Origin of the sequence: uncultured Mucilaginibacter sp., from assembly GCF_903913935.1 — a bacterium.
In the GTDB taxonomy this organism is placed as follows: Bacteria; Bacteroidota; Bacteroidia; order Sphingobacteriales; family Sphingobacteriaceae; genus Mucilaginibacter.
Genome location: NZ_CAIWNH010000467.1, coordinates 1 through 14,285, shown reverse-complemented (window position 1 = coordinate 14,285; position 14,285 = coordinate 1). Strand labels below are relative to the sequence as shown.

10 protein-coding genes are annotated in these 14,285 nt (G+C 44.0%); 1 reads left to right on the top strand and 9 read right to left on the bottom strand.

What is annotated here, in order from left to right:
• Positions 1-482 precede the first annotated feature (482 nt).
• Entirely contained in the window at positions 483-1,340 is an 858-nt protein-coding gene (locus QZY09_RS18770) for an RNA polymerase sigma factor RpoD/SigA (RefSeq protein ID WP_096354199.1), read from the top strand.
• A gap of 142 nt (positions 1,341-1,482) precedes the next feature.
• Here QZY09_RS18770 and QZY09_RS18765 read toward each other — a convergent pair whose 3' ends face one another.
• From QZY09_RS18765 to QZY09_RS18725, 9 genes are all read right to left on the bottom strand, one after another.
• Positions 1,483-3,579: an alpha-L-fucosidase gene (locus QZY09_RS18765; protein ID WP_295674813.1), complete on the bottom strand. Its 2,097-nt coding sequence runs from the start codon at positions 3,577-3,579 to the stop codon at positions 1,483-1,485.
• Positions 3,580-3,585: 6 nt separating this feature from the next.
• Entirely contained in the window at positions 3,586-5,862 is a 2,277-nt protein-coding gene (locus QZY09_RS18760) for a family 20 glycosylhydrolase (RefSeq protein WP_295674812.1), read from the bottom strand.
• Positions 5,863-5,987: 125 nt separating this feature from the next.
• The gene (locus QZY09_RS18755) at positions 5,988-7,109 is read right to left on the bottom strand and encodes an XdhC family protein (RefSeq protein WP_295674811.1); all 1,122 of its coding nucleotides are present in this window, start codon (positions 7,107-7,109) and stop codon (positions 5,988-5,990) included.
• A gap of 175 nt (positions 7,110-7,284) precedes the next feature.
• Positions 7,285-7,965: a GNAT family N-acetyltransferase gene (locus QZY09_RS18750; RefSeq protein ID WP_295674810.1), complete on the bottom strand. Its 681-nt coding sequence runs from the start codon at positions 7,963-7,965 to the stop codon at positions 7,285-7,287.
• Between the two features lie 107 nt (positions 7,966-8,072).
• Positions 8,073-8,441: an RNA-binding protein gene (locus QZY09_RS18745; protein ID WP_295674809.1), complete on the bottom strand. Its 369-nt coding sequence runs from the start codon at positions 8,439-8,441 to the stop codon at positions 8,073-8,075.
• A 148-nt stretch (positions 8,442-8,589) separates the two neighbouring features.
• Positions 8,590-9,474, bottom strand: a complete 885-nt coding sequence (locus QZY09_RS18740; RefSeq protein ID WP_295674808.1) for an alpha/beta hydrolase — start codon at positions 9,472-9,474, stop codon at positions 8,590-8,592.
• Entirely contained in the window at positions 9,471-10,748 is a 1,278-nt protein-coding gene (locus tag QZY09_RS18735; RefSeq protein ID WP_295674807.1) for a serine hydrolase, read from the bottom strand. The genes QZY09_RS18740 and QZY09_RS18735 overlap by 4 nt, the downstream gene beginning before the upstream one ends.
• A gap of 81 nt (positions 10,749-10,829) precedes the next feature.
• Positions 10,830-12,785: an amylosucrase gene (locus QZY09_RS18730; protein WP_295674806.1), complete on the bottom strand. Its 1,956-nt coding sequence runs from the start codon at positions 12,783-12,785 to the stop codon at positions 10,830-10,832.
• A 41-nt stretch (positions 12,786-12,826) separates the two neighbouring features.
• Positions 12,827-14,131 carry an MFS transporter gene (locus QZY09_RS18725; protein WP_295674805.1) on the bottom strand — a complete coding sequence of 435 codons (1,305 nt, stop codon included), beginning with the start codon at positions 14,129-14,131 and terminating at the stop codon, positions 12,827-12,829.
• Between the last annotated feature and the right edge of the window lie 154 nt (positions 14,132-14,285).

The window sequence follows — 14,285 nt, the reverse complement described above, 5'->3', positions numbered from 1 at the left end:
TCGATGTCGCTGCGATTTTTCATGATATATTGATTAAAGTATTATGTTAAAATTATGTTATGTTGCTTGTTATTAACGTGTTCTGAAATTCAGTCTTATACCAATAACAACACTTAAATGTACCGCATTGTTTATGTAGTTATCATTACTATTATGTTAAGGAATTGTTAACAAATACGAACATCTATTGCCCCCATTATCTGTCGGCTGTTATTTGTTAATAAGTGCTGCGGTTTATGGAATTTTTAAATGCTATATTTATTTTTTGTTAGAAAACGAATAAAAATTAAATTAAACAGAAAGTATCACCATTGGCGAAAATATTTTTTTTGCCCTATTTTTTCCGCTATCCTTAGTCAACAAGCTAAGGATGAACAAAATAACTGATTTTCAGAGCAAAATATGCCTGTCAAAAAGATTGCAACTTCCTCAATCACTTTACATTACAACCACATAACTTTAACTACCTTTGCCGCAATTACATGAGACAACTTAAAATAACCCAGTCAATAACAAACCGCGAGTCACAATCGCTGGACAAATATTTAAGCGAAATCGCTAAAGTTGACCTGATCACCGCGCAGGAAGAAGTGATACTGGCACAAAAAATACGCGAAGGCGACCAGGCTGCATTGGAACGCTTGACAAAAACCAACCTTCGTTTTGTGGTGTCGGTTGCAAAGCAGTACCAAAACCAGGGTTTAACCCTTGGAGACCTGATCAACGAGGGAAACCTTGGCCTGATAAAAGCTGCAAAGCGTTTTGATGAAACAAAAGGTTTTAAATTTATTTCGTACGCTGTATGGTGGATCCGTCAATCTATTTTGTCTGCAGTAGCAGACCAAAGCCGGATTGTGCGTTTGCCGCTTAATCAGGTGGGCTCTTTAAGCAAGATCCGCAAGTCTTCTTCAAAATTGGAACAACAATTTGAAAGGGTGCCTACACCTGAAGAATTGGCCGAGGATTTGGAAACAACTGTTGAAAAGATCTCCGACTCGTTAGCGAATGCAGGCCGTCATTTATCATTTGACGCACCATTTGTTGTTGGAGAAGAAAACACCCTGCTGGACGTGATGCAAAGCACTGATGCAGGCACAGACAGTATGCTGATCATCGACTCACTATCCCAGGAGATCAAACGTTCGCTTGGAATTTTAGCTGAGCGCGAACGTCAGGTGATCGTATTGTTTTTTGGACTTGGTAGCAGCACAGCTCACTCCCTTGAGGAAATTGGCGAAAAATTTAGCCTTACCCGCGAACGTGTGCGCCAGATAAAAGACAAAGCGCTGATGCGTTTGAGGCAAAACTCAAAATCGAGGTTATTACAGTCATATTTATAATCTTGATAGTCGGATTGGAACATATAAGCCAACCTTCCATATAAACAAAGAAGTTCCCGTAGAGATATTTACGGGAATTTCTTTGTTTTATTATAACTGGTAAGCGTTGGCGTTGTTTTCCAATTTGGTAAGTTCTTATCGATTATTCTATTACACCCACTTCGGCAACTGATACCCCATTGCCGCTAACCACATGCTTTATCGTAAACTTAAAATAGTTTGCTTTCGCCGCTTGTTTAAGCGCAACCGTTTGTTCGATCGGATTTGATTTGATATTGGAAAATTCACCTTCCGCAACTGGCGACCAGGTTACCCCATCGGTGCTGGTACTGAAAGTATAACGATCAGCAATACCATCAATTTTCTTATCCTGCCTCGGCAGGTAGGTAAATGCTTTTATCAATCGTTCTTCACCTAATGATATGCTGATCTCCTGCGGCATTTCCTTTTCTGTGGTATTCCATGTTGTGTATGGATCCTCATCAATAGCCGATTGCGCATTTCCGGATGATGGGTTTGTTGAAAGTACTTTCCAATTCTGTTTGGACAGCCCAAACTGTTTAATGGCTATTTCACTGCGTGCTGAAGGGCTGTCGAAACTTGCTGCTTTTAATACCCCGCCATATTTTAAAGATATAGGTTTAGCATATAAAGCTGATCTGAGGGTTGGTTCACTGCCGTCCAATGTATAATGGATGCTTTCAACCGGTGCTTCGGTAACGATGGAGACATTGCCTGTCTTATCCCTTATAATTTCAGGTGCGGTTAAATGAACAGGCTCCTTAAAAAGTCCGAAGTCGCTTAACGCGATACAAACGGGCGCATTTATGTGTAGCCTGATTTTTGACGATGTAATGGTTTGCGGTAAGCGGATCAACCGGCAGGCACCAATGGAGGTAACACCCGCTATTCTTGTCCATTTGCCGGCCAGCCAGGCATCCACCCCAATCGAATCAATCCGCTGACCAAGCTTGATATTCTCGCGCAAACGTATTACATTGAAAGTCTTCGGGCTATGCAGGTTAATAGTCAGTTCAGGACTAGTAACTGCATCATCAGTGGCCCAGTATGAGTAACGATCATTATCCATCAACTTTTCGGGCCCGTATTTTGCCAGATTATGGCCCCTTACATTGTCGGCCGTAAATGTTGCACCATGTGCCAGGTTTACGGCAAAAGTCTTTTTGATGATCTGCCCAAACTGTTTAAGCTTATTAACATCCTCGCTGGTGAGCTGCCCGGTTTTATCAGGCGACAAGCCAAGATCAAGGCAGGCACCACGACCGACACTTTTATAGTAAAGATCAACCAGTTGATACGGCGTTTTCGATTTGCCGTCCTGCGACTGGTGGTAAAACCATCCCGGTCTTAAAGGCACATCGCATTCAGCCGGGATCCAATATTTACCGCCGCGGGTACCTTCAACGCTTTCCCATGCTTTTATGTTGCCGTTTGAAGGGACGTCCCCTTCCTCGGCATGAGGGGTAAATGTAGCCCAACAGGTTTCCCCTGCGTGACCTTCTTCATTACCCACCCAGCGAACATCAGGGCCCACGTCGCCAAAAAGACAAGCGCCTGGCTGCATTTTACGTGTTATAGCCCAGGTATCGTTCCAGCCATAATAGGTTGATTTATCTATCTTCCGTACTTCGCGTGTACCGCCGTAATACCCGTCTCCGCCGTTAGCGCCATCGTGCCACGACATAAACAGTGGCCCGTAATTGCTGTATAGCTCTTTTAATTGTTTGCGATAAATATTGGTAACGTATTCGGGCGTACCATAAATTGGGTTGTTCCTGTCCCAGGGTGAACAATACAAGCCCATTTTCATACCCAGCTTTTGCGTGGCGAGCTCATACTCCCTTAAAATGTCCCCATGCCCGTTTTTGTACAGGCTTTTACTCACATTATGGTCGGTAGTTTTTGTAGGCCACAGGCAAAATCCATCATGGTGCTTGGCCACTACAACAATGCCATTTAATCCGCCGGCCTTTGCTGCACCCAGGATCTGCATCGCGCTGAAATGGGCGGGGTTAAAAGTTTGGTTAGGCTCATCGCCATATCCCCATTCTTTATCCGTAAAAGTAGCCATGCTAAAATGAACTATACAATACATCTCCGTTTCCTGCCAGTGCAACTGCCGTTTTGAAGGCAATACGCCGTAGGGTTTGGGAGCAGGTTGGGCCAGTGCAGCTGCACCGCTTAACAAAAATAAAAGTGCTGTTAATTTATTTTTCATCAGGTATTAATTTTTAAACCACGAGGATGGGATCTCCTGCGGAGCTGACCCGTTTATACTGTATTTTAATTTTAAGGTGAAGCCGCCGCCGCCCTCAATAAAATCAAGCGCGAAGGGCTGCATGCCTTTGCGCAACGCCACCTGCCCGTTCTTTTCAATAGCCGGGTGCAGCCCGTCGTTATTCACGGTTTCGCCGCCGGCTATTTTCAAAATGCCGCCGTCATCGCAAGTTAAGTAAAAGCTGTAGATACCATCGGCCGGAATATCTATATACCCCCTATACTGTAATCCAAATGACGGCGCTTTTACGCTTTCAGGAACAGAAATACTGTTGCTGGTAAATGCGCTGTCTGGTTTACCAGAAATCAATTGGCTACTTTTAAAAAATGCTTTGTAATAGCTGCAAACTAATCCCGGCTTTGTTGCTGTGGCTGTAACGGCTTCGGCATATTTTTCCTTTTTATAGTTGAGTGTATAAATATCCCCGCGCAAGCCGTTGGGCGTAAATGCAGCAAGCTTTACAGTTTGTGATTTACTGATGACCAAAGCACCCTTCAGTTCTGTTGATGAATTAGACGGCAACGTATTATCAGTTGTATAAAAAATCCGCATCGCGGCAAGTGGTTTCTTAACCGACAATGTATCTGCATCAGTAAATACATTTTCGGTAATCATCCCCGGAAGATCTGGCAGCCGGTAATGTACTTTTAAGGCATCCAGTCGTTTATATTGCAGGGTTAGCCTTTTTGTGTATGAATCGTATTCGCCGGGCTGATTCGTCCATAAGTTTTCGGCAAGCGCAGTCATGCGGGGCATAATCATATAATCAGCCCGCTTCTCCGATGGTATGGCTTCCGACCAGGTACAGGCTTGTCCGCCAATAATTAATCCTGCCTCAGTTGACGTCAGGCCTTTGGGAACAGGATTGAAGTGATATACTTTATATACCGAATATTGGTCGGGCTGATTATCAAAATAAAGCGGCTCACCTGGCGCCATAATTACCTGGTTACCATTTTTTACCGCTTTAACCGGGGCATCAGGTACCCAGGTGCGCCAGTACATAACTTTTGCTGTAGAGCTTATTCCGCCTTCTATAATCTCGTCCCAGCCAATCAGCTTGCGACCTTTCGCGTTGAAGAATTTTTCCATCCGGTTGATGAAGTAGCTTTGCAGCGCCGGCAGGTCCTTTATTCCTTCACGCTCCATCAATGCTTTGCAAGCCGGAGATTTTGCCCATTGAGACCTTTCCACTTCATCGCCCCCGATGTGGATATATTCCGATGGAAAAATAGCCATAATCTCGGTGAAAATATTTTCGGCAAACTCAAAAGTCTTTTCGTTGCAGGGGCAGATGGGTTCGCTAAAATCGTTCTTTTTATTTACTTCGTTACAGGTTAAAAATGGATAAGCGTTGATCGCGGCCATCATATGGCCGGGCATGTCAATCTCGGGGATAATATCAATGTGCCTGGAAGCGGCATAAGCCACCATGGCTTTCATTTGCTGCTGGGTATAAAATCCACCGTAAAGTAATTTCCCGTCACGATGGATAATATGTGAACCATCTATCTTAAAATCAGGGTTATCGTTCTCCCTTTTCATGCACACCGAATCGTTTATATCAAACGAGCGCCATGCACCTTCCCTGGTGAGCTTCGGGTATTTTTTAATTTCGATGCGCCAGCCCTGGTCGTCAGTTAAATGCAGGTGCAGTTTATTCATTTTATATAGCGCCATTACGTCAATCAATTTTTTAAGATAACTGATGCCAAAAAAATGCCGCGAAACATCCAGGTGCATCCCCCGCCAGGCATACGCCGGGGCATCGTTGATCTTTAAAGCAGGTATTGAAAGATACTTATAGGTTTTTCCACTTTCAATATCCGCGGGCAATAATTGCCTGATGGTTTCGATTGCGTGGAATATGCCGGCTGGCGATCCGGCTGAAATAGTGACCTTTGAAGGAGTAATTTCAAGGCCATAGGCTTCAGGCGCGGTAATAGATGCATCATTTACCAGTTGTATAGAATGCAACGCTTGTGAATTTATAACCCTCAGTTTTTTACCTAAACCTTTTATCAAAATTTGGTTAAGCTGATCAGCTTCGCCGCTGAAATAACCATGTGGGATAACTATAGTTGTTTGCGGGCTGATATCAAAAGTCCCTGTTCCCATAACCAAATGTGCCGGTACCGGAATAAGTGGTACGTTTTGGGCCCCGGAAAAATTTATTGTTGTAATGACAGTAATAAAGGAAAACAGAAAAAAGCGTTTACACATATGTGGAATTTTAAAAGAAAGCATAAAAATTTCAGGCTATCCAGCAATCAGCCATTAAAAAACATAGCGGCAATCCCTCCTGCTAAGCGAAGCTGGCGCCGCGTGATGACCAAATGTAAAAAAATTTAGCTTCTTTCGTGGATAGGTGAATGTCTAAATTTTAAAAAGGTACCCCCTCTTTTTGAAAAAACAGTTTTTATCTCGGCAATTATGGATAAAGCAATCTCTTCGGGGCTTAATGCGCCGATATCCAGGCCGGCCGGCGCGTAAATACGTTCCATGTATTCGCCGGATATAGATTGGCCTTCTTTGGCCAGTTCATTAAATATCTTTTCCGAGCGCACCCTCGGGCCAAGCATACCAATATAAAAAGCCTCCGTCTGCAGCACCTTTGGCAAATTTGCCTTATCGGTTTTATAATCGTGCGACATCAACACGATGGCGGTATACCGGTCAATCCGTATATCACTTAACTGATCGTAGCTAAAAATGGCATCCACCGTGTCCGCTATTTTGGTATTGATCTTCAGCGGGTTCGAAACCATGGTTACCTGCCAGCCAACCTCCTTTGTGAGCCTGGCAAGCGGGTAAATGTCATATTGATGTCCCATTAAAACCAGCCTGATCTCGGGCAGCAGTATTTCAATAAACACCGTTAATTTTTCGCCACCTGCTTTCCCGATGTCGACGTGCCTTGATTTACCGCTGTCAATTTGGGCGTTTACATGCTCTTCTAATTGTTGTTCGATGGCAGCATCAGCAAATACAGCCAGGCTTTGAACCGTTTTATACCGGATCACATTGCCTGATCGCAAATCCGGCCAAAAGCCTTCAAGGTTGGTAATGGTGACCAATACGTTGGTTTGCCGGTTAGCAGCCACGCAGGTTTTTAAAACCTCCACGGGGTTATTTTTATCCTGATATTGAAGCGGGGTAAACAACACGTCAATGATCCCGTTGCAACCCAGTCCAACTCCAATCTGGTAGGCATCATCCTCGGTAGTATCGTAAGTTATCAGGGAAGACTCGGATTTGGCGATAGCCAGCCGGGCGCGTTTCAAAGCATCACCCTCCAGGCAGCCGCCGCTGATGCCGCCAACCCAAACACCGTCGTCGGTAACCAGCATCCTGGCTCCGGTACGTCTATAGGATGATCCCTCAACCCTTACAACCGTGGCCAGCGCCGCACTTGTTTTGGCTTTATCTATATTGTCGTAAGCACTAATTATAGCTTTGATCTCTTTCATTTCTATATTTTTCAGCCTTTATCAGGCGCCGGGCAATTGGTAACACCGGCATTGACTGACATTCTAAAATGGCGATACAAACCATGTAAATTACAGTGAAAATAAGTTAAAAATACCTGAATTAAATAGTTGAAAGGCGGATTAACGAAAAATACCGGTATGCGGTAATGGTAGCCTACGCTTTTATCATATAATAAAAGTAAACATTTGTCCGGGTGTTAAATCCAAGGTCTTCATAAACTTTAATAGCGCGTTCGTTACTGTCTCTAACATGCAAAAAAGGGATGTTCGAAGCGGCTTTCATCCTTTTTATCTGTGCAAGCAATAATTGCCGGGCATAACCTTTTCCTGTATGATCAGGATGGGTACAAACAGCGCTCACCTCGGTATAACTAAAGGGGTGCAACCTTTGGCCTGCCATAGCCACCAATTTATCACCTTCAAAAATACCGTTGTAATGGCCAAATTCTATCGTTTGGGAGGCAAAGGGGCCCGGGTTTGTTAATTGAGTGAGGGCCAGCATTTGGGGTACATGTTCGCCGCTTAAAGTGACTAATTCCAGGCTTATTTCAGACAACGGCTCCGCTTTTTCATAAACCATCTGAAAGCCCCTGATCTCCCGCAACACTTTCCAGGCGTCCGGGATTTTCACTTCAACCGTGCTAACAAACAATACCGGCCGGCTATGAGGAAGAATTTCATGAAGCAACAGAAAATTTTCTTCCGTATTTTCTTTAAATGCTGCAAAAGGCGAAACTTCATTATCAAAATACCTGACCGAATCATTGCCCAAAGAGAGTTGCTCGTTGCCTGAGATCAAAGCATTCCAGGCAGGATTGTCCAATACATGTTCCATTGCAACAAACCTATTAAAAAGCCTTTAAGAAAACCGCGTCTGCCTTTAAATGCGACAAGAAAAAAAATAAATTTTTAACTTCAAAGCTACGTGGCGTTTGCAAACTGCTAAAACTGCTTTCTGGGCCGTTTCTTCTTTGTATCCTCCCCGGGCCTGCCAACTTTTACATAGGATGCAGGTGAAGACGAGTAACTATTATTGGGTTTAAAAGACGGCTTTTTAACCGGGACAGGTTTGTCAATAGTGATTTTTACACTCAATTGCCTGTCGCCCATAAAGGATCCATCAAGCGCTTCCATTGCCCTGTCAGCACCTTCTTTGTCTTTCATTTCCAAAAAAGCGTAGCCTTTGCATTTCCCGGTTTTTTTATCGCGAACAATTTTGATGGTATTTACTTCTCCGTGGGGACTAACCAGCATCACCAATTCCAGTTCCGTAATATTAAGGGGAAAGCCTCCCACAAAAAGTTTAATCATAATCTAAGCAGAAATAATTGAGTCAAATATACTATTCAAAGGGCAAAAGATTTGGTATTGCCATCCAGTTTATAACAAACGTTAAATTATTGATTTGTTTTGTTGTTTAATAGCGTGTTGTTAAACAGTTTTTTTATTGCCTGTATTATTAAAATTTATTATCGGCAAGCCACTTTTCGATCAATTGGGGGTAAACCGAAGTGCCGCCACTTTTATTCCTGATGCCATAACCGTGCCCGCCTGACGGATACAAATGCATCTCGGCCGGAACACTGTATTTTTTTAACGCGAGGTAATAATACAAAGCATTTTCCACATTTATAGGATCATCCTCAGTTTGCATGATAAAAGTTGGCGGAGTATTGGCACTAACCTGTATTTCGGGGGCCAGTTTACCATCTTCTTTATCATTAACCAGGTAAGCCGGGTAAACTAAAATAGTAAAATCAGGCCTGCAACTTACGTTATCCGCCTCGTCCACGTGCTCATATGTCCTTTTAGCATAGCTGTTACTCACCAGGGCAGACAGATGCCCCCCGGCAGAAAAGCCCATAATCCCGATATGATCTGGTTTAATACCCCATTTTGCCGCGTTTAACCTGACCAAACCGACAGCTCTTTGCGCATCCTGTAAGGGCAATTCGTACCTCAATTTTCCGGGAGCGGCCGGTACCCGATATTTTAAAAGGATTGCAGTAACGCCAATTGAATTATACCAGTTACACAGCTCGGTACCTTCAAGGTCCAGGGCCAGGATATAGTAACCACCACCCGGACAAACAATAACAGCAGTTCCGTTTGGATTTTTTGGCTTAAAGATCTTTATCGTTGGGTTAGTAACCTCTGCCAGCCGTATCACCTCTTTCCCTGCTACTAACTCTTCGCCGGGCTTGCTCATATCGTGCTCCTCCAGTTTGTGCCCCATGGCAGTATCGGTCAGCCTGTTTTGAGGCCACAGACTGATCTCGGCGGGTACCTGTGCTTTTGCAATTAAACTCATTGAACATGCGATAATAAGTAAATACTTTTTCATTTTAACAGGCTTGAATAGATGATCGCTTCAATCTTTGGTATGATATCACCATGGCTGTTTGGCGATTGCTGCGTCATGATAAGGCATACCATATGTTTGTTCGGATCGGCAAAATATGACGTGCCATAATAACCACCCCACGAAAAAGTGCCTTCTGTGCGTGCAGTACGGGCAGCGGATTTTGCGCTCGCAATCCCGAAGCCCAGGCCGAAGTTATCCATCCCGTTAAACGGAAAATCGAGCTGGCTGCTGGTCATCATTTGAATGGTACGCGGTGAAAGTATCCTGTGCCCGTTATAAATGCCACCGTTTAGCAGCATCTGCATAAAAATGGCATAATCAAATGCTGTACCGGATAAGCCGGCGCCTCCCGCGAAATAACGCTTTTTCATAAGCGGGTAATCCGGATCAATGTGCCGAAAGGTATGGTTCCATTTAATAACATGCTGTAAGGAATCTTCGGTGTAAACTGTTGCCATGCGGCCGGCTTTTGAGGCCGGTACGTTAAAATAGGTATCCTTCATACCCAGGGGCTGAAAAATATTTCTGGCAAAAAAATCATCAAGCGACATACCGCTGATCACTTCAATTAAACAGCCCAATAGGTCGGAGTTTAAGCCATATTGCCATTTTTCGCCGGGCTGAAACATCAGTGGCTGTTTGGCCAGTACTTTCATTTTATCCAGCAGGGTTGCATCAAAATACCCAAGCCCTGATGGAATATGCGCTTTTGTATAAATAGCACTACCGGCTTTGGTACCAATATCTGTGTAGTCGATTCCTGAGCTATGCGTAAGCAAGTCGCGGATGGTGATCTCTCTTTTAGCCGGCACCGTTGTATAGGTCGTATCGGCAGCATTAAATTTATCAATAACCACCGGGTGCCTGAATTCGGGGATGAAATCAGCAATGGGTTCATCAAGTAAAAATTTGCCATGCTCATAAAGGATCATCATGCCCACACTTGTTATACCCTTTGTTTGGCTCATGATCCGGAAAATGGCATCTTTTTCCATTGGTTTTTTGGTCTCCGCATCGGCATAACCATAACCTTTATACTGTACCACCTGGTTATCTTTAACTACCAGCGTTACAATACCTTTAATCCATCCCTTATCCAGGTAATCCTGCACCAGGGTGTCAATTCTTTTCAACCTTTCTGTACTTACTTCCGGATTTGCCTTACCTGTAATTTGTATCACCTGCGCGCCTGCAATAAAGGGCATGGCTGCAATGAGCATAAAGAATAAATGCTTTGTGATGGTACTTTTCATATTAACCTGCGTTTTTATAAATAATTGCCATTTTAAAGGTAGAAATTTATATCATCAAAAAATCAAACGTGTTTAAATTACTTATTTACCGTCGACAACCGAAAGTAAATAAAAACCGTACCCTTCAATAATCAAATGCTCATTATCCGGGCCTGCAACCACCTCTTTTGCTGCAATATGGTCGTAAAATTTCAGCGGGGTGATCCCTTTGTCCTTAAAGGCGCTCCATTTTAAATAGGAGGGTTCTTCACTAAAATTAAACACACTATAAAACTGGTGCCCGCCAAGCGTTCTTAAATAGGCAGCAACGTGAATATTAAAAGGCGGCAGCCAGGCAATATTTTTATAATCGCCGATCAGGGGTAATTTTTTTCGGATACTTATCAATTTTTGCGTGGCTGAAAATATCCTATGCTCAATCGTTCCCCGTTCGTCAATTTTTCTATTCTTTTCCCAGTCAATAACTGGCCGGTGCATCCAGCGGTTATCATAACTTTTGCCGGGGTCATCCAGGTACGAGTAATCATTGCAATAACCCAGTTCATCGCCATAAAAAAGCATCGGCACCCCGCCCAGGAAAAAGCCATGGGCCTGCATCAGCAAAATTTTATTAATTGACTGGTTTACAGCAGCGTTGTCATCAGCTTCAATGGCTTTTTCCAGTCCGCATAACGATGCCAGCGTACCGCTGATCCGTGCATCGCCGGTTTTAGGGTTAGAGGAAAACAAGGCCCCTTTTGAAGGGCTGCCGGGGAAACTGCCTTCATAGTATTCCTTCAGGTATTTGCGATGAAGGTATGGGTCGTATCCTGCAGACCGGATCATGTGGTCGTCATAGGCCAGGCCGATATCGTCATGGCAGCGGGTGTAGGTTATCCACGAAGTACCGTATGGCTTTTTCAATAGACCGGGTTGCGCTGCCAGCATGACGCGCGTATCGCCGGTGGCCAGCATATCCCATTGCAGCGCCATTTGCGTGGCGTTATAGGCAAAATCGCATTCCTTTGCGGTGTACTCGCCAGTACCGAAGTATTTCATGATCTCTTCGGGGCTAACAATGGCTTCGCCCAAAATCGCCATCCCGGGGGCAGCGGCAATAACGCACTGTTTTATTAAACGGAGCAAAGTATGCGCCTGCGGCAGATTCTGGCAATTGGTGCCGATTTGTTTCCAGATAAACGCCGGGGCGTCGATCCGCAAAATATCAACCCCAATATTGGCGTAAAAGAAAATATTATCCAGCATATCCACCAATACAGCTGGATTGGTAAAGTTTAAGTCCCATTGGTAATTGTGGAATACCGTCATCACCCATTTATTGCATTCAGGAATCCAGGTAAAATTTCCGGGGGCGCTTTCCGGGAAAACCTCCGGCATAGCTTTTTCATATTCATCAGGAATAGCCCTGTCATTAAACATGTAAAAATAATCCTGGTATTTAGCATCACCCTGCCTCGCTTTTTCGGCCCACTCATGGCGGCGCGAGGTATGGTTCAGCACGATATCCTGCATCAGGTACATGCCTTTTTTATCCATTTTTTTACGGACGGCTTTCAGATCGTCCAACGTGCCAAAACGTTTGTCCACCTTTCTGAAATCAGAAACGGCATAGCCGCCATCGCTTTCTCCCTCAGGGCTCTCAAAAACCGGGAGGAGATGCAGCAGGTTGACACCCAGCTTTTCAAAATGATCCAACTTGTTACCCAGCCCCTTTAGGTTTCCGCCAAAACGGTCGACGTACAGGCTCATACCTGTAATTTCGTTGCTTAAAAACCAGTTCCCTTTGTTTTCTTTTTCAAGATCCCGGGCTTTTAAAACCGATGAACGGGTTTTATAAGAATTGATGATAACCTCTATCAATTCATCAAAAGCACTTTTGCCGGCGGCATGATTGCTGTATATCTCGTTATATAAGTTATATACCGCATCGGCGTTGGCGATCATCCGGGTATAGAAAAGGTTGTCGGCCCCGGCGATGTCGATATTGTTTTTTTGTAATGCAGCATTGACCTGCTGATGGATAGAAGAATTGTACACGTTATTAGTTCAAAAAAGTATCTTATTGTTTCCTGCGCTCGTTAATGACCGCCCACAGCCATCGGGATATCTTCAGTTACCACATCCTTTTTTATTCGGGTTGTTGCCAAAGCGGCGATCAATAACAATACCCCGGCAAAAGTAATAGCATTGGTCGGGTTATCGCCGAGGAAGTTTTTGTATACATAACCAAAGCTAAGCGTTTGTAAGATCATTGGCACAACAATCATCATATTGATGATGCCCATATAAACGCCATACCTTTCTTTAGGGATATTACCAACCACCATGATGTAGGGTACGCCCATCATACTTGCCCATGCGATACCAAAGCCAACCATTGGTGCGAATAAAAGCATCCTGTCGGTAATGTGCACAAATACCAGCAGGCCTATCCCCGCCATCGCCAGGCAGGCGATATGCACATATTTAGCGCTGATTTTACGTGCCAGCCAAACCAGCCCGAATGCTGACGTAAAAGTAATGATATTATAAAAACCGTTTACTTTACCTGCCCAAACTACTGCTTGTTCATACAATTCCTTGTTGCCATCGGGCGTAGTATGGAATACGGTTTTTGCTATACTTAACGATACAAACTGCCAGTAACAAAACATGGCATACCATTGGAACAGATAAACCAGGGCAAGCTTCCACATTACGGAGGGCATGTCACCAATAGCGGCAAAAATTTCCTTTATGGGTTCAAGAAAACCTTTTTTGCGGGCGCGAAGTTCCTCGAGCTCCTCATCTGTCGGCGGGATCTCCGGGGTGGTTATCACCGACCAAACTACTGACACTATGGAGCAAACCGCGCCAACGAAAAATGAACCAAAAACCCAATACGGGATGCCCGACTGGCCGTCTGCTGTTTTGGTTTCGCCGGTAATAATGTTTTTAAAAAAGCCCAGCGAAAGGTTAGCCAGGGTAATACCCAGCCCGGTAAAAAAGCTTTGCGTTAAAAAGCCCAATGCCCGTTGCTTATCGGGTAATTTATCGGCAATAAAGGCGCGATAAGGTTCCATTGCTGTATTGTTGGCCGCGTCCAGGATCCATAACAGCCCGGCTGCCATCCATAGCGTGCGGCTAAACGGGAATGAAAAAAGGCAAAGGCTGCAAAAAACCGCGCCCATTAAAAAATAGGGTTTACGCCTCCCCCATCGCGGGTGCCAGGTTTTGTCGCTTAAAGCTCCTATTAAGGGTTGGATCAATAAACCAGTCATCGGCCCTGCCAAATTTAGCAGCGGCAACTGGTCAGCGCGGGCATGCAAAAAAGTGTATAAAGGATTTATGGCGGTTTGCTGCAACCCGAAACTGTACTGAATGCCAAAAAAACCGACATTCATATTTATAATTTGCCAAAAGCTAAGTTTCGGTTTGGTAAAAGCCATAAATCAATAAAAAATTATTGTTGACAAATCAACTGGTTCATAATCAAAAGGAGACAATAATACTTTTTTGATTTGATAATAAAAGCTACAAAAATATTTTATAAATATT

What these genes read in the sequence shown, in the direction of transcription:
- QZY09_RS18755 (WP_295674811.1), bottom strand. Translation starts at nt 7,109, where the DNA reads ATGAAAGAGATCAAAGCTATAATTAGTGCTTACGACAATATAGATAAA.
- QZY09_RS18740 (WP_295674808.1), bottom strand. Translation starts at nt 9,474, where the DNA reads ATGAAAAAGTATTTACTTATTATCGCATGTTCAATGAGTTTAATTGCA.
- QZY09_RS18765 (WP_295674813.1), bottom strand. Translation starts at nt 3,579, where the DNA reads ATGAAAAATAAATTAACAGCACTTTTATTTTTGTTAAGCGGTGCAGCT.
- QZY09_RS18725 (WP_295674805.1), bottom strand. Translation starts at nt 14,131, where the DNA reads ATGAATGTCGGTTTTTTTGGCATTCAGTACAGTTTCGGGTTGCAGCAA.
- QZY09_RS18760 (WP_295674812.1), bottom strand. Translation starts at nt 5,862, where the DNA reads ATGTGTAAACGCTTTTTTCTGTTTTCCTTTATTACTGTCATTACAACA.
- QZY09_RS18770 (WP_096354199.1), top strand. Translation starts at nt 483, where the DNA reads ATGAGACAACTTAAAATAACCCAGTCAATAACAAACCGCGAGTCACAA.
- QZY09_RS18745 (WP_295674809.1), bottom strand. Translation starts at nt 8,441, where the DNA reads ATGATTAAACTTTTTGTGGGAGGCTTTCCCCTTAATATTACGGAACTG.
- QZY09_RS18750 (WP_295674810.1), bottom strand. Translation starts at nt 7,965, where the DNA reads ATGGAACATGTATTGGACAATCCTGCCTGGAATGCTTTGATCTCAGGC.
- QZY09_RS18735 (WP_295674807.1), bottom strand. Translation starts at nt 10,748, where the DNA reads ATGAAAAGTACCATCACAAAGCATTTATTCTTTATGCTCATTGCAGCC.